Genomic DNA, 17,004 nt, shown 5'->3' with positions numbered 1-17,004 from the left:
CGAAGGCGCGAAGGCGCGAAGAAAGAACGATGCACGCGGAGCCGCGGAGGCGCGGAGGAGGTTCGCGCGCGGCGGCGTGCTTCCACTCTCCCAACGCTGGCGATGAAGAGCGGCTGATGCCGCATGGAACGGAATCTCCGCGGCTCCGCTGCTCCGCGCGAACCCACCTTCTACTTCGCGCCTTCGCGCCTTCGCGTGAATCATCTTCAAACCCGAACGCATCACTTCGTCGCTCCATAAAAGCTGCGCACCGTCAGCGACCGGCGCAATTGCGCCAGCGATGCCTTCGACGTGACGGCGATCGTCACGCTGTCTCCGGCGGCGAGATCGAAAGCATTGTCGGACAATGCCGCGTCGAGAGTGCCGAAATCGATCCACACGCCGCGGGCCAGCGTCTTGGTCGAAACCGTGAGCGTGTACCCACCGCCGGGCGCGGCGGCGATCGTCGCGGCCAGCCCCGGATCGCTCAGCGTCAGTTCGCGGGCATGAACGAAATAGCTGAATTGCCGCGCGACCGTCTTGCCATCCACGATCAGCTCGGCGACCGCGACGCTGCGCTTCGGGTCGGCCGTGCCGAGCAGATCGGCATCGGCGATCTTCGCGAGCGGCGTCGCCGCCAGCGGTGCGGCGGTGACGTCGCCGCCACGCTCCGACAGCAGCGCGCCGTCACGATCCAAGACGCGCAGCCGCCATTGCGCGCCGAATGCCGCGCGCTGGTCGGAGATCAGCGTCACGATCGTCTCGCCCTTGATATGCTGGGCACCGATCGTGACGGGCGCGTAGAAGCGGCGGGCACGGTAATGGCTCGCCTTCCAGCGATTGTGGAAATCGATGCTGCCCCACGCCTGCCCCGCCCAGATCGAGTTGATCAGCCCCGGCCAGGTGTCGTTGAGCGTCCAATACAGCGTGCCCATGCTCTGCGGGCGCGAGGCGCGTTGGCGGATCACCGACAGTTCCAGCCCCTCGGCCTGGAACAGTTGCGACAGATAGATGTAATCGACGAACGATTTCGGATCGCCATAATCGTCGTGCAGATATTTCAGGATGCGGCCGTTGCCCTTGCCGCTGTCATAGGCGCTGCCCACGATCTGCACCGGCAGGTCCTCGGGCCGGCGCTTGCCGAGGAATTCACGCGTGGTACGCAGGCCGGGCATGGATTGCAGCCCGAATTCCGACATGAAGCGCGGCACCACCGTCAGATAATCGTCGAGCGGTGCGCCGGACCAAGTCTGCCAATAATGCATGTCGCCATCGTTCAGCTTGTCGGACGGGCCGTCATAATCGCTGGTCGGCGAACCGCCCCAATACAGCGCGCCGGGAGCGTGTTCCTTGACGATCGCGCGCAGATCCTTGTCGAACAGGCGACGGATGCTCGCACCGAACAGTTCCTGCCCGTCGGCACCGAGCGCCTTCTGGAACGCCTTGCGATCGCCCCAGCGTTCCCAGCCGACCTGCACCTCGTTATTGCCGTTCCACATCACCAGCGACGGGTGATTGCGCAGGCGACGCACCTGATCGATCGCTTCGGCCCTCGTACTTTCGTGCAGCACCGGGTCGTTCGGCGGCACGGCGTTGCCGAACATGAAATCCTGCCACAGCATCAGCCCGAGCCGGTCGGCCTTATCGAACAGGGCATCGTCCGGGTAATAGCCGCCGCCCCAGATGCGCAGCATATTCATGTTGGCCGCGACCGCCGCCTCCAATGCGGCATCGGTGCGCGCGGCCGGCACGCGCGAAGGGATACTGTCGGCGGGTTCGAAGTTCGCGCCCTTGGCGAAGATCGGCACGCCGTTGACGACGAATGCCATGCCGCGGCCCCATTGGTCCTTCTCGCGTCGCATCTCGACCGTGCGCAGGCCGATATCGTGCGCGGCCTGCCCCAGCGTCTCGCCCTGCGCGGTGACGGTGGCCTTCACGGCATAGAGATCGGGTGCGCCGTATCCGACCGGCCACCAGCGACGCGGCTTCTCGATCCGTGCCGGCAGGACGATCGGGTTCGTGCCGGCGAACAGGGTGACGGTGCGGGTCAGAGTCTGCACGGCCCCGTCCGGCGCGGTGATATCGACGCGCACCTCGACATCGCGCGGCGCGGCCGCGGTGATCTCGACCTTCGCGTCCAACACCGCGACGTCATCATCGAGATGAACCTGCTGCATATGGAAGCCGGACAGGCGCACCCCGTCATAGGCCTCGATCCGTACCGGTTTGCTTATCCCCAGCGTCACGATGCGCGGCGTGAAATCCCAGCCGAAATGATAGCCGGGCTTGCGCACGTAATTGGCGGTCTGGACACCCTTCGGCTCGTCTCCGAACGCGCTGTCATACGCGCCGGGCAACTGGTTCTTCAGCGCGAGCGCCATCGGCAGCAATTTCTTGATCGGCGAGGCGAAATCGATCTCGATCACGTTCGCGCCGGGCTTGAGCAAGGCCTTGGCCGCGACGCGCCACGTGCGAAACATGTTGTCGGCGGCCAGCACCTGCGTGCCGTTCACCCGCACGGCCGCGAACGTATCCAGCCCGTCGAACACCAGATCGACGTCATGCCGTGCCAGCATGGCCGCGTCGACGGTGAAGACGCTGCGATATTGCCAGTCCGACAGGCCGACCCATTGCGCCGCGCGTTCGCCCTCACCCACCCACGGATCGGCGAGCAGGCGCGCGGCCATCAGGTCGGTCTGCACCGATCCTGGAATTGTCGCGGGCAACCACCTTGCGGCGCGTTTGTGCGCCTTGGCGCTTGCGTCGCCCGGCAGGAGGCGGACCTGCCAGCCGGCGTCCAGCGTGCGCGTGATCGGCGAGAGGAGCGGCTGGGCGCTGGCCAGCGGCGCCAGCAACAGGCCGAGCAGGACGAGGAGCAATCGCGTCATAACGGAGACAGGCCTGCAAGCGTGCGAACAGTGAGCGCGCGGGTGAGTGCCGCGGCCGAAGCGGCGGACTGGACCGTGACGGTGCGGCTTTCGCCGGGCAGCAGATCGAAGGCGTTATCGGACGGCGTCGCATCGATCGCACCGAAATCGACCCATACCGCGCGTGCCAGCCGGGTGGCGGTCAGCGTCAGCCGGTCGCCGTCCCAGCGCGTGGTGATGCCGGGATCGGGCAGCGCCATGTCCTTGGGCGCGACCCCCGTGACCAACGTGCGCGAGACCGCGCGACCATCGACCAGGAGTTCCGCCACCGCGACGGTGCGGGCGGGATCGCCGCCGGCGAACACGGCGGCATCGGGCAAGGTCGCTACCGCCGTCGCGGACAGCGGTGCGAGCGTCGTCGCCGTCTCGCGCGCCGCCAGCACCTTGCCGTCCACGTCCAGCGTCCGCACCCGCCAGCGCGCCTCGATCGGCGTGACGGCGTCGGAAATCAGGCTGATCCTCGTCGTCCCGTGCTTGCGCTCGGCGGCGATCGCGAGCGGCGCGAAGAAGCGCCGCGCGTGGAAGTTCAGCGCCTTCCACCGGCCGTAATAATCGATGCTCGACCAGGATGCGCCCGGCCAGACATCGTTCAACTGCCAGTAGAGCGATCCCATCGTCACCGGGCGGCACGCGCGGTGGTGGAGCGCGGCGAGTGCGATCCCCTCGGCCTGCATTACCTGGCTGAGATAGACGAATTCGGCAAAATCGCGCGGGCTCCGATAGTTCTGGCGGATGTAGAACAGCAGGCGATCATTGCCTTCGCCCTTCATGAACTTCTGGTGCGCCTTCATCACGAGCGAGGTCGGCGAGAGATCGCCGGGTCGTGCGAACGCGGCGATGGTGCGGATGTCGGGCATCGCCTGCAGACCATATTCGGACATGAAGCGCGGGCAGCTGTTCAGATAGGCCTCGACCGGCTTGCTACCCGCCCATACGTCCCAATAATGCCGGTCGCCATCGGCATCGGTATCGGGCTTGCCTTCGTAATTGCTGCTCGGCGACCCAGGCCAATAGACCGCATCGGGATCGCGGCGCTCGGCGGCGTCGCGCAGCACCTGGCCGAACAGCACCGCCATGCCGACGCCGACGCGTTCCTGCTCGTCCGCGCCGACCGCCTTCTTGAACGCGACCCGGTCCGACCAGCGATCCCAGCCGCTCAGCACCTCGTTATTGCCCGCCCAGAGCACGATCGAGGGATGCGCCTGAAGCCGATCGACCTGCTCCTCCGCCTCGATCCGCACGTTTTCGCGGAATTCGCGATCTGGCGGGGTCACCGCGCCGCCGAACATGAAGTCCTGCCAGACCATCAGGCCCATTTCGTCGGCCAGATCGTAAAAGGCGTCGTCGAGATAATAACCGCCGCCCCACACGCGGATCATGTTCATGTTGGCGTCGCGCGCGCCGGCCAGCACATTACGGATCTGCGCGACGGGTACGCGCGCCGGGACCATGTCGAACGGGATCAGGTTCGCGCCCTTGGCGAAGACGGCAATGCCGTTGACGACCAACGCCATGCCGCGCCCCTGCACATCCTTGTCGCGGCGCAGTTCGACGCTGCGCAGGCCGGTGCGGCGGGTGGCGGTGTCGCTGCCCGCCAGCGTCGCCGTCACCGTGTAGAGCGGTTGCGCGCCGTAGCCGGCGGGATACCAGAGGCGCGGATCTGCGATCGCGATCGGCACCGCGACATGGCTCGCGCCCGCCGCGACCGTCACGGTGCGCGTGGCCTGCGTGACGCTGCCGTCGGGCGCGGTGACGGCGATGGCGAGGGTCACCGGCCGTTCCTCGCCCGCCACCACGTCCAGTTCGGCGGACAGCCGCGCCTCGTTGCGCGTCAGGCCTTCCTGCACGACGCGCAGCGTTTCGATCCGGGCATCGTCCCACGCCTCGATCCGCGCCGCGCGCCAGATCCCCTGCGTCACGATGCGCGGACCCCAATCCCAGCCATATTGGTATTTGGGTTTACGGATATAGGGCGAGGTCTGCCGGCCGGCCGGCTCGTCGCCGAAGACCGAATCATATTCGCCGGGCAGCGGATGCGGCGTCTTCAGCACCATCGGCTGCAAGGTGCGGATCGGCGAGCGGAACGTGACGAGCAGGTCGTTCGCACCGGGTTTCAGCAGTGCCTTGACGGGCACGCGCCAGCGGCGATGCGCATTGTCGGCGGCGAGCAGCTTCGTGCCGTTCAGCCGCACCTCGGCGAAGGTGTCCAGCCCGTCGAACACCAGATCGACATGACCGCGCCCGAGCAGGTCGGGCGTCGCGCCCAGCGTCGTGCGATACTGCCAGTCGGTCAGCCCGACCCATTGCACCTCGGCCTCGTTCAGCCCGACATAGGGATCGGGGATGATCTTCGCCGCGATCAGATCGGTCTGCGCGCTGCCCGGCACGGTGGCGCGCAGCCAGCGTGCGGCCTTGGGGTGCGCCTTCGCCGCCGCCCGGTCGCCCGGGTCGATGCGCATCGTCCAGCCGCTCGTCAGCGGGACGGAAGTGCGCGGTGCCGCCCAGGCGCAGGTCGGCAACATCGCCAGCAGCAGCGTCAGACGGCGCATCAGTCGCGCTCGCTCAGCTGCATCGCCTCGACCGTGTAGAAGGGTTCGGCGATCGAGGCGGTGAACTGCATGCACAGGTCGGCATCGCCGGTGCCTTTCGGCAACGCGCCCTTGAAGCTCATGCGATTGGGGCTGGTCGCGGGATCGGGCAGCGGGAACGTCGCCGCGACCGGGCCGTCGCACCCGCCGCTCCGCACGATCAGCTCGCCATGCTCGGTCACCTTGTAATATTGCCTCTGCTTGGTCGTGTCGTGCGCCAGCCCGTAATGTCGTGCGAGCCGAGCGACATCGACGGTGAAGCCGCCCGCCACGTCCAGCGGCGCGGCCGGGTACATCGTGCAGGTGTCGAAGATGTTGACGTTGTAGACCGGCGCATTGCCCGTCGCGTCGGCCGTCAGCGGCACGCGCAGGCCGAGATCGCCCTTGGGGCATGCCGCCAGATCGGAAGCGCTGCGCCGCAACAGCATCGCGCGGCTCGTCTCGAAGCGCCTCGGCAGCGCGGTGGGGCGGCGGTCGGCGGCGAAGGCGGCGGCGCGGATCACGACGCCGGGGGCGACGGACAGCGGCGCGGCATAGGCTCTGGAACGCGCCGTCGGCGTCTTGCCATCGAGCGTGTAGCGGATCGTGCCGAAGCCGGTCTGGGTCGACAGCGCCGCCGCCACCTTGCCGGTGCGCAGCGCGTCGCCGCGCGTGCCCTGCAACCGGATATCGACCGCAAAGGCGCTGTCGGCGGCGGCGATCCCGGCGCGGGCATAGCGGCCCATCTGCGGCGCCATGCGGGTGACGAAGGACGCGAAATCGCGCTTGTCCTTGGGCGACCAGGTGAGTTCGGCCAGCGCCGACAGGCGCGGGAACAGGGCATGCTGCACCTGCTCCGGCGTGACCAGATATTCGCTCCACCCGTTGGCCTGAGCGCCGAGCACATGCCTGGCCTTGTCGGGTGCCAGACCCACGGGGGCGGGATCGTATTTGTACAGGTCGGCCAGCGTGACGATCGACTTGCCGCCGGACAACCGGCCCGGCGGCTCGTCGGCATGATCGCTCTGCAGACTGTCGAGATACAGGGTCGGTGCGGGGCTCAGCACCACATCATGGCCGGCATTGGCGGCGATCACCGCGCCCTTCTCGCCGCGCCACGACATCACCGAGGCCGAGGCCGGCAGGCCGCCTTCGAGGATCTCGTCCCAGCCGATCAGGCGGCGGCCATGCTGCGCCAGATACTCGCCGAGCTGGTCGATCATCCAGCTCTGCATCTCCATCTCGGTCTTGAGGCCGAGCGCCTTCATCTTCGCCTGCACCGCGGGCGACCGCTCCCACTGATCCTTGACCGCCTCGTCGCCGCCGACATGGATGAATTCCGACGGAAAGATCGCCATCAGTTCGTCGAGCACGTTCCTGATGAAGGCCATGCTGTGATCGTCCGGGCTGAACAGCCACGGATTGACGCCCCAATCGTGCCCGACCTCGGGCCGGTCCCCCAGCACGCCGATCTCGGGATAGGAGGCGACCGCCGCCTGGGCATGGCCGGGCATGTCGATCTCCGGCAAGATCGTGATTGCGCGATCCCTGGCATAGGCGACCAGCGCTTTCAGCTCGTCCTGCGTGTAGAAGCCACCGACCTTGGCCGTCGGCGTCTGGCCCGACGACGGCGGCGTGCGCCACGCACCGATCCGCGTTAGATCGGGATAGCGCTTGATCTCGACCCGCCAGCCCTGATCGTCCGTCAGATGCAGGTGCAGCACGTTCAGCTTCTGCGCGGCCAATTGATCGATGATGCCATAGAGCGTGGGGACCGGCACGAAATGCCGCGCCGGATCGACCATCACGCCGCGCCATTTGAAGCGCGGCGCATCGTGGATGACGAGCGCGGGCAGCATCACCGGCTTGCCGATCGCCGCATCCGGGCTGAGCAGTTGCGCCAGTGTCATCGCGCCATGCACGAGCCCGGCATCGCCGCTCGCCGTGATCGTCGCTCCCCTCGCATCGATCGTCAGCACATAGGCTTCGTCGCCGGCAATGCTCGCATCCCGCACGATATGGATCGGCCCGGGCGCATCGGTGCGCAAGGCGATCCCCCGATCGATCTTGACGCGCTGGACGAGCAGCCTGGCGGCGATGCCCGCGCCCCGATCGGCCGCCGTGATCCCCGCGCCTTCGGCGATGCGCAGGCCCCCTTTCGCCAGTGCGATCGAGGCCGGCATCGGGACCAGCTTGGGCGTCTCGGCCAGCGCCGCGGTCGATGACAGCAGCACGGCAAGTGCGAGGGTACGAAATCGGATCATTGCGAGACTTTCGGCAATTGGGCGGAATCGGGCGGAAAGACGGCGGACCCGGCCTTGAACGGACGGAAGGTCTCGACCACGCCGCCGGCGCGCGTGCCATCGGCGGTCAATATGTCGATCGTCAGCGTCACGGGGGTCGCGCGCGCGGTCCAGCCGGCGGCGATCGATATGGTGGCACCGGGCGCGATCGTGGCGAGGCTTTGCTCGCCCTCCCCCAGCAGCGCGCGGTCGCCGCCGATCGCGCGCCAGCGCAGCCGATGGCCGACCAGCGGATAGGACGGCAACGCGCCCCCCGCCGCCCCGGCGACGGTCGCGGTGAAGCCGGTGGGAATGTCGCCGGCCATCGTCCAGGCAGCGCTCGCCGAAACGGCCCGTGTCGCGCGTTCCCAGGCGAAGTAGCTCGGCCGACGCTGACGATCGCCATCGACCAGCCCGTGATCGACCAGTCCGTCCGCCTGCCCCGCGAACAGGTTCTTGTTCGAGCGATAATCCTGATAGCTCCAGAAGATCGCGCCGCCGACGAACGGACAGCCGGCAAAGGCAGCCAGTTGTTCCTGAAGGTTCGCTGTGCGCGCGACATCCGCGCTGGCGCTGTCGGCGGAGAACGGCCCCGGCCAGCCGAATTCGGAGATCACCAGCATCTTGTCGGGATAGCTTTTCTGGAACGCGTCGAGCCAGGGCTCGACGCGGTTCGCCGCCCCGCTCCAGGTGCCGAAATAGGCGTTGGCCAGGACGAAATCCGCCTCCGCCAGCGCCGGCACGCGCACCGGGCGGATCGCGATATCGGAATCCGCGAAGGTGACGAAACGATCCGGATCCAGCTGACGGATATGGGCCTTCATCGCGCGCACGAAGGCCAGCCCCTCGGGCGAGGCCGCATCGCTCTCGTTCATCACGCTCCAGCCGAGCACGCTCGGATGATTGCCGCTCTCCGCGATCATCTCGCCCATCATCGCCTTGGCCAGCGTCAGCAGACGCGGATCGCCGAGTTGCGACGCCTTCATCTGCCAGATCGGGATTTCTGGGATCAGCAGCATGCCGGCGCGGTCGGCGGCGTCGAACACTGCCTGCGGTTGCGGGTAATGCACCGGGCGCGTCAGCGTGACATGCAGCGCGGCGAGATCGCGCATGTCGTGCAGGATCGTGCCACGCGTTTCCGCCGCGCCCTCCCATGGCGAGTCCTGATGCCGGGTCACGCCGGTCAGCCGCACGGCCAAGCCATTGACGTAGAGCCTTCGGTCGCGGATCGCGATCGTGCGCAGGCCGATCGTATCCTCGCGGCGGTCGAGCAGTCTGGCGGTTTCGTCGCGCAGTTCGACGACGATGCGATAGAGCTTGCCCGCGCCGATATTCCACAATTGCGGTTTCGCGATCGCCAAGGTCGCGACGGACTGCGCCGCAGCGCCCGCCGCGATCGTCGCTCTCATGTCGCTCCGCGCCGCCTCGCGGCCATCGGGATCGATCGCGATCGCGGTCAATCGATAGGCGTGCGGGCGATGGTCGATATTCTCGAGCGCCACCGCCGTGGTCACCCGTGCCGTCTCGGCGGTCAGCGTCTGGCCGATGCGCTGGCGGCGGATCAGCCCGCCCTCGGCGATGCGCAGCGACACGTCGCGCGTGATCCCGCCGTTCCGCCACCAATCGTACCAGACGTTGCCGGACCCGGCGAGCCGCATGGCGTAACCGGGAATGGTCGCGAAGCCGGGCCGGTCGTCGGCGGCGACGAGGATGCGGTTGGCACCCGGCTTCAGCAATCGGGTCACGTCGAGATCGAACGCGGTATGCCCGCCTTCGTGCGCGCCAGCGGCAACGCCGTTCACCCAGATGCGCGCACGATAGAACACCGCCCCGAAATGCAGTTCGAGATGCCGGCCCGCCAATCCGTCCGGCAGGATCAGCGTGCGTGCGTACCAGCCCACACCATCCGCGTCCGCGCCGCGCGTGAGGTTCCAGCTGTGCGGCACCGTCACCGCCTCCGCCCCGGCCGGATCGGCGTCCAGCCAGTTCGGGACCGGAGGTGCCTCGGCGGGCGCGCCCTTCGCCAGCCAGAACGACCAGCCGCCGTCGAGATCGACTTGCTCCGCCGCCGCCGGATCCCCCACCGCGCCGGATAGGCAAAAAAACGCGAGCGCCACGGCACGCCGCAACGCCCGCAGGGGGGAGGAAGAATGTCTGGCAATCTCAGTCATGCCGGGTTGCGATGCTCCATCGTCGTTTCAACAGCATTGCATGCCCACGATCGATAGCGCCGCCGCGCCCCGGAGAACACGGCGACGTACCGAATCACATCTTGGCCGTCGCGCTCAGCTTGAACACGCGACCGTTCTTGTAGATCGATGTCGGCGCATCCGGCGTCGAGCTGTACTGGTAATAGGTTTCATCGAGCAGATTGCTCGCGCTCGCCGTCACCGACAGATCTCGCGTGATGCTGTACGAGACCTGCGCATCGAGTTGACGATAGGCGTCGGTATAGTCCTGCGACTGCTGCCGGCCGAAGCGGTAGAAATATTTCGAGCGGCGGTTGTAGCTGACCCGCGCCTGGAACGGGCCTCGCTCGTAATAAGGCTGGATCGTGATCGTGTTGCGCGACAGGAATGGCAGGCCGGTGGCGAAGCCGGTATCGGCATCGGCGTAGGTATAGTTGCCCATGATGCCGAAGCCCCAGATCAGGTTGGCATTGCCCGAGATCGAGAACCCGGTGACGCTCGCCTTGCCGCCATTTTCCGGGCGGGTGATCGCGTACCTCAGCGTCTGCCCGGTCTGAAGGTTGGTCAGCGGCACGCCCTGCCCATCCGGCCCGTTGTCGACGCTGTTGCTGATATAGTTTGATATGTCGCGGTAGAAGACTTCGGCGGACAACAGGCTGCCCGGCGCGAAATACCATTCGGTCGAGATACCGAAATTCGTCGCGGCATAAGGCTTCAGGTTCGGATTGCCCGCGGTCCCCGAGCGACTGGCGTCATCGACCGTCAGCGTACCGGCAAGATCGCTGTAGCGCGCGCGGGCGATCACCTTGGCGACCGAGCCACGGATGACGACATCGTCGCCGGCCTGGAAGATCAGGTTTGCCGCCGGCAGGAACCGGTTGTCGTCGTTGGTGACGCGGGTCGGATAGAAGACGCCACCGATCGACGAGTAGAAATTCGATTGCGCGCGCGTGTTGATGTAGCGACCACCGATATTGCCGCGAAATTTGCCGAGTTCGAAATTCGCCTGGACATAGCCCGCCGCGATGCGCTCCTTGACCAGCCAATATTCACTATAGGCAAGGCCGCGAGAGACGCTGACCGTGCCGTATTTCTGCAAGGCCGCGATGATGGTGTCGGCGGTCAGAGTCGCATAGGGCGTGCCGTTGCCCGACGTGCCCAGGCCGCTATAGACATCGGTCCCGAAGACGTAGGGGTTGAGATCCGCCAAGGTGAAGTTCTGGTTGGTGAAGATCGCGTTGCTGTAGGTCGTGTTGCTGTTCTCGTGCTGGGAGAAACGGCCGCCGAACAACAGGCTGACGACGGGCCCCCAATTGACCTCGCGCTTGGCATTCACCTCGCCGAAGACTTCCTTGTCCAGCGTGAAACCCGATTGGGTGGGGATGCCGCCGATCTGACGCCCGAAGAAATTCTGGCCGCCATTGGCCGCCTGATCGCCGGCGCTGAGGTTCTCGCCGCCATACGCGGTGAAGTTGCTCAGCCATTTGGACGCATCGCTGGCGGGAGAATCCCAGTTCACCACCGTGTCGCGGCCGTTGGCACCGGCCGTGAAGCCTTGCTGGGTGCGGAAATCGAGCAGATATTCCGGATCCTTGCCGCCCGATGCACGGGTGTAGCCGGCGTTGCCGGTGACGCTCCAGCCGCCGGGCTTCCAATCGAACAGCAGCGAATAGGTATCGTTCTTGATGCGCGTGCGGCGGTAATTGGTGTCGAGTTGGCCGGTCGCGCCGGTCGAGCCGGCAGGCAGCCCGGTGAACGTCGCCGAGGTCACGATGCCGGGGCTGGCACCACTGGCGGGTGTGAAGGTCGCCGCGGTCATTCGCGACCCTTCATACCCATAGGTGTATTCCGAACTCGAAACGTTGTCGTAATTGCCGCGGATGACCAGGGCGCTCGCGACAAGCGAGAGGTTGTCCGCCGGCTTGAACTGGAGCGCGCCGCTGAAGCCTAACCGCTTGCGCTCCTGCCGGAAATATTCGTGCGCCAGGAACGAGGCATAGCGCGCGTTGCTGAAGGCGGCGCGGTCGGCAGCGGAAAGTGCGCTGATCGCCGTGCCGTTGACGGTCGCGGTGGTCGGCGCCGTCTCCAGCAAGGCTGCGCCGGTGCGATACCAATAGACCGCGACGCCGGCACGCGCCAATTGCTCGCGGTCGTAGCTGACTGCGCCCAGCACACCGAACGTCTCATCGTCGTTGCGCCAGCTGTAGAGCGCCGATCCCCGGAAGCTGCCACGATCGGAGCGGTCGTTATACTGCCCGCCGGCATTGGCGGAGATCGTGTTCGCTTCGAGATCGAGCGGCTTGCGCGTGACGATGTCGACGGTCGCGCCGATCGCGCCCTCCTGCATCCGCGCCTCGGGCGTCTTGTAGACGATCGCCTGGCTGATGATCGTCGGCGACAGCAGCGAATAGTTGAACGACCGGCTCGAACGGTCCGACGGGTTGCCGCCCCAATCGGCCGACGCGACCGAATGGCCGTCGATCGTCAGGCGATTGAGTGCCGGCTCGACCCCCGCGATCGACAGCTGCTCGCCCTCGCCGAACTGATGATCGACCGTGACGCCGGGCAGTCGCGCCAGCGACTCCGCGATGTTGGTATCGGGCAGCTTGCCGACCGCTTCGGCGCTGATCACTTCGACGATGGAGTCGGCGCGGCGCTTGGTCGCGATGGAATCCTGAAGACTGCGGCGGATACCGGTGACGACGACTTCGGTGTCTTCATTCGGTTGCGCCGGCGCGGTCTGCGCTGCGGCGGGAACGGCCGCAGCGCAGACCATTGTGGCACTCGATGCGAGTAGAATCTGATTGCGAAACGTCATTGCCCAGCCCCTTCCAATCGACGCTTCCGCGTCGCCCCGATGCAGGACGGCTGCATCGTCCGAGCCCCGATCGCACGCGGTATCTTTTTGGTACCTTATGTCGCGCGTTGAGGTGAGCAATCTATAACCAATCCGAGCATTGCGCGCTATCGCGAAATTACATTTTCATGACTTGCGGCAAGATATCCTATCAATTCCCATACTGTCACCGGTTATCAATGATTTAAGCCTGGACCGGTCGGGGCGGAAAATGCTGTCTTGGTGGCGAATGTGTCGCAATAAGCACGATCCATGTTAGAACCAGTTCAAGATAGGACCAGTTCATGACAGCATCTTTCGACACCGCCTGCTGCCAGACGGTGATTCGCACCGGTCCCTTCGCTAGCCGTCACGCGGCGAGGCGATGACCCTTCTGGAAGTCTGCGTGGGCGACGCGGCCGGGCTGGACGCTGCGGTCGCGGGCGGGGCGGATCGCATCGAACTGTGCTGCGCTCTATCGGTCGGCGGGCTTACGCCGCCACCGTCCCTGATCGCCGTCGCGGCGACCGCGCCGATCCCCGTCCACATGCTGGTTCGGCCGCGCGAGGGCGGTTTCGAATATAATGCGCGCGAAGCGGCGATGCTGGCGGCCGATATTGACGCCGCCGCGCAGGCCGGACTTGCCGGCGTCGTGATCGGCGCGACACGCGGCGGAGCGCTCGATAGGCGTTTGCTGGCAGAGCTCACCGCGCACGTCGGCGCGCAAGGCCACGCACGCGGCCATCGTATTTCCCTGACGCTTCATCGTGCGTTCGATATGTGCGACGACCTACCGGCAGCGCTCGAGACCGCCGTTGCGCTCGGGTTCGAGCGCGTCCTGACCTCCGGCGGCGAACCGCGCGCGATCGATGCGCTGCCGATGCTGACCCGGCTGCACCGCCAGGCCGCGGGGCGGATCGCCATCCTCGCCGGCAGCGGAATCGATGCAAGCAATGTCGGCGCGATCCTCGAAACCGGAATCGGTGAGATCCACGCCTCGTGCAGCGCAATTTCGACCACCGAGCCGACCGACGCCGACATGCGCCAACGCCGCTTCGGCTTTGCCGATGGCGCCCGCCGTTACACCGATGTCGCACGCGTGCGAGCGCTGCGATCTCGGCTGGACAGTTTCCATATGCAACGCTTGAATAATACCAATCCATGACGTATCCGTGAACCGTTGTCCGGATGGCTACCCTCAAATCGGCTGTCCGGCATCATCGAAAGTACCACTATGACCTTCTCCGCCAGCATCGGTCAGTTCCGCACCGACAATCCCGCGCCGCTCTATGTCCAGTTGCAGCAATTGATCCGCGACGCGATCAACCGCAACGTGCTGGCCAAGGACGATGCGATCCCCGCCGAGCGAGACCTCGCGGTCGAATATGCCGTCTCGCGCATCACCGTGCGCAAGGCGATCGGCGGGCTGGTCGAGGAAGGCCTGCTGACGCGGCGGCGCGGCGCGGGCACGTTCGTCGCGACGCGCGTCGAGAAGAGCTTCTCCAAGCTGTCGTCATTCTCCGAGGACATGGTGTCGCGCGGCCGCACCCCGACCAGCGAATGGGTCAGCCGCACCTCCGGGCTCGTGACGCCCGAGGAATCGCTGTCGCTCGGCCTGTCGCCCGGCTCGATGGTCTATCGCTTCCAGCGTATCCGCTATGCCGACGACATGCCGATGGCGCTCGAATATTCGACGATCGCCGGATATTGCCTGCCGGCCGTGGATGCGGTGGAAGATTCGCTCTACGCCGCGCTCGATGCGGCGGGCAATCGCCCGGTGCGCGCGCTGCAACGCTTGCGCGCGGTGCATTTCAGCCCCGAACATGCGCGGATGCTCGGCGTCGATCCTGGCCATGCCGGGCTGTTCATCGAACGCCGCGGCTTCCTGCGGGACGGGCGCGCGGCCGAATTCACGCAATCCTATTACCGTGGCGACGCCTACGACCTCGTCGCCGAACTCAACGATATCTGACGCCGGCGCGCGATGCGTCGGCCGGGGGGCTTATAGTGATCGAGACGACCGACCATCCGGGCCATGCCGCGTCCGACGACCAAAGCCCCCCCGCTACGCTGATGCACTGCGAGGCGGCCGAGGCGAGCGCGGCGGTCGCACGGATGCTCGCCGCCAATCGCGATGCGTTCGTGACGCTCGGTGCCCGGCTGCGGGGCATGCCGCCCGCCGTGGTCGTCACCTGCGCGCGTGGATCGTCCGACCACGCCGCGACCTATGGCAAATATCTGATCGAGACCCTGGTCGGCGTGCCGGTCGCGTCCGCCGCGCCGTCTGTATCGTCGGTCTACGCCGCACCGATGGCACCGGGCGCGGCGATCGTCATCGCGGTATCGCAGAGCGGCCGCAGCCCCGATCTGCTCGCCACGGTCGAGGCCTATCGTACCGCCGGCGCCTATGTCATCGCGTTGGTCAATGACGAGACGTCGCCGCTCGCCAAGAATGCCGACGTGATGATTGCGCTGAAGGCCGGGCCGGAACGCTCTGTCGCGGCTACCAAATCCTACATCTGCGCGCTCGCCGCCTTCGCCGCGTTGGCCGCGGAATGGGCCGACGATACGGATCTGCGCGACGGCCTCGCCATGTTGCCCGATGGCCTGACCGAAGCGTTCGCGCTCGACTGGTCCGTCATGGTCGATGCGCTGACGTACGCGACCAACCTGTTCGTGATCGGTCGCGGCTATGGCTATGGCATAGCGCAGGAAGCCGCGCTCAAGCTGAAGGAAACGTGCGCGCTGCATGCCGAGGCGTTCAGCGCCGCCGAGGTCCGCCACGGACCGATGGCGATCGTCGGCGAGGGCTTTCCGGTGATCGCGTTCGCCACGTCCGACATGGCGGGCGACGGCGTGCGCACCGCCGCCAGCGAATTCGCGGGTCGCGGCGCGGTCGTCTGCCTGGCCGATGCCAGCGCGGGATGCGACCATGCGCCCGTCGCGCTCGCCGGGCATCCCGCGATCGAACCGATCCTGATGATCCAGAGTTTCTATCGCATGGCCAACCGGCTGTCGCTGCGGCGCGGGCTCGATCCCGATGCGCCGCTCCATCTCAGCAAGGTGACCAGAACGGTATGAGCATGATGCGATTTTCGAACGGCACCGTTCTGACCGCCGATGGCGCGTTGGACGGCGCGACGATCACGCTCGAGGATGACCGGATCGCAGCCATCGCACCCTTGGCGGGCTTCAATGGCGACGCGATCGATCTGGACGGCGGCTGGCTGGTGCCGGGCTTCGTCGACACGCAGGTGAATGGCGGCGGCGGCGTGCTGCTCAACGATGCGCCGACCGTCGCGGGGATCGCCGCGATCGGCGCGGCGCACGCGACCTATGGCACGACCGCCCTCATGCCGACGCTGATCAGCGATACGCCGGACGTGATCGCGGCGACGCTGGACGCGATGGATGCGGCGATCGTGGCGGCCGTGCCCGGCGTGATCGGTGCGCATATCGAGGGCCCCTGGATCAATTTGGCGCGCAAGGGCATCCACGACCCTGCGAAATTCCGTCGCCTGGACGAGGCCATGATCGCGCTGCTGACGCGCCCGCGCAGCGGCCGGGTGATGGTGACGCTCGCGCCCGAACTGACCGATCCCGCGACGATCGCGCGACTGGTCGCGGCCGGCGTGATCGTCAGCGCGGGGCATACCGATGCCGATTACGAGACGACCGTTGCGGCGATCGCGGCGGGGATGACCGGCATCACGCATCTGTTCAACGCCATGTCGCCTTTGCTCCACCGCGCGCCCGGCGTGGTCGGCGCGACGCTCGACGATCGGCAAGTCTATTGCGGTCTGATCGCCGACGGGCTGCACGTGCACGATGCGGCGCTGCGCTTGGCGCTCAACGCGCGACCGCACGACCGATTGATGCTGGTCAGCGACGCCATGCCCTCGGTCGGCGCGGTCGAGAAGGATTTCTGGCTGCAGGGCCGACTGATCCAAGTCTCGGACGGCAAATGCGTGGGTGAGGACGGCACCCTCGCCGGCTCCGATCTCGATATGGCGGGGGCGGTGCGGAATCTCGTACAGCGCACCGGCGCTGGCGTCGCGACCGCCGTGGCGATGGCATCGACCAACCCGGCCGCGTTTCTCGGCCTGTCGCACGAACGCGGCGCGCTCGCGCCCGGACTGCGCGCCGACTGGGTGCGCCTCAGCCGCGATCTTGCACCCGTCGGTACTTGGATCGGCGGCGTCAAGATCAGCGACGGGGTCTGAG

9 protein-coding genes are annotated in these 17,004 nt (G+C 66.7%); 4 read left to right on the top strand and 5 right to left on the bottom strand.

Annotated features, from left to right (window positions below; translation table 11 throughout):
* Positions 1-221: 221 nt before the first annotated feature.
* The 5 genes from ASG11_RS10985 to ASG11_RS10965 all read right to left on the bottom strand — a co-directional run bounded on the left by ASG11_RS10985 (position 222) and on the right by ASG11_RS10965 (position 12,762).
* Positions 222-2,867, bottom strand: a complete 2,646-nt coding sequence (locus ASG11_RS10985; RefSeq protein WP_055778954.1) for a beta-mannosidase — start codon at positions 2,865-2,867, stop codon at positions 222-224.
* Positions 2,864-5,455: a beta-mannosidase gene (locus ASG11_RS10980; protein WP_055778952.1), complete on the bottom strand. Its 2,592-nt coding sequence runs from the start codon at positions 5,453-5,455 to the stop codon at positions 2,864-2,866. The genes ASG11_RS10985 and ASG11_RS10980 overlap by 4 nt, the downstream gene beginning before the upstream one ends.
* On the bottom strand, positions 5,455-7,737 hold the full coding sequence (locus tag ASG11_RS10975) for a beta-N-acetylhexosaminidase (protein WP_055778949.1): 2,283 nt from the start codon (positions 7,735-7,737) through the stop codon (positions 5,455-5,457). The genes ASG11_RS10980 and ASG11_RS10975 overlap by 1 nt, the downstream gene beginning before the upstream one ends.
* Positions 7,734-9,872 (bottom strand): glycoside hydrolase family 2 protein, encoded by a 2,139-nt coding sequence (locus ASG11_RS10970; RefSeq protein ID WP_236697460.1) that lies wholly within the window; start codon positions 9,870-9,872, stop codon positions 7,734-7,736. Before ASG11_RS10970 ends, ASG11_RS10975 begins: the two co-directional genes overlap by 4 nt.
* Before the next feature lie 148 nt (positions 9,873-10,020).
* On the bottom strand, positions 10,021-12,762 hold the full coding sequence (locus ASG11_RS10965) for a TonB-dependent receptor (protein WP_055778943.1): 2,742 nt from the start codon (positions 12,760-12,762) through the stop codon (positions 10,021-10,023).
* A 403-nt stretch (positions 12,763-13,165) separates the two neighbouring features.
* On the opposite strand from ASG11_RS10965, the gene ASG11_RS10960 reads away from it, so the two are divergent.
* The 4 genes from ASG11_RS10960 (at position 13,166) to nagA (ending at position 17,003) form a co-directional block, all read left to right on the top strand.
* Complete coding sequence (locus ASG11_RS10960) at positions 13,166-13,945, top strand: copper homeostasis protein CutC (RefSeq protein ID WP_055778940.1); 780 nt, start codon at positions 13,166-13,168, stop codon at positions 13,943-13,945.
* A gap of 69 nt (positions 13,946-14,014) precedes the next feature.
* The gene (locus ASG11_RS10955; RefSeq protein ID WP_055778938.1) at positions 14,015-14,752 is read left to right on the top strand and encodes a GntR family transcriptional regulator; all 738 of its coding nucleotides are present in this window, start codon (positions 14,015-14,017) and stop codon (positions 14,750-14,752) included.
* 101 nt (positions 14,753-14,853) lie between these two features.
* Positions 14,854-15,861, top strand: a complete 1,008-nt coding sequence (locus ASG11_RS10950) for an SIS domain-containing protein (RefSeq protein WP_055780735.1) — start codon at positions 14,854-14,856, stop codon at positions 15,859-15,861.
* A complete protein-coding gene (gene nagA / locus ASG11_RS10945) occupies positions 15,858-17,003 on the top strand; it encodes an N-acetylglucosamine-6-phosphate deacetylase (protein ID WP_055778936.1) in 1,146 nt (381 codons plus the stop codon). The genes ASG11_RS10950 and nagA overlap by 4 nt, the downstream gene beginning before the upstream one ends.
* Position 17,004 lies beyond the last annotated feature (1 nt).

Origin of the sequence: Sphingomonas sp. Leaf357, assembly GCF_001423845.1 — a bacterium.
GTDB lineage: Bacteria > Pseudomonadota > Alphaproteobacteria > Sphingomonadales > Sphingomonadaceae > Sphingomonas.
Note: the sequence above shows the minus strand (reverse complement) of the source record. Positions and strands in the feature narration are given on the sequence as shown.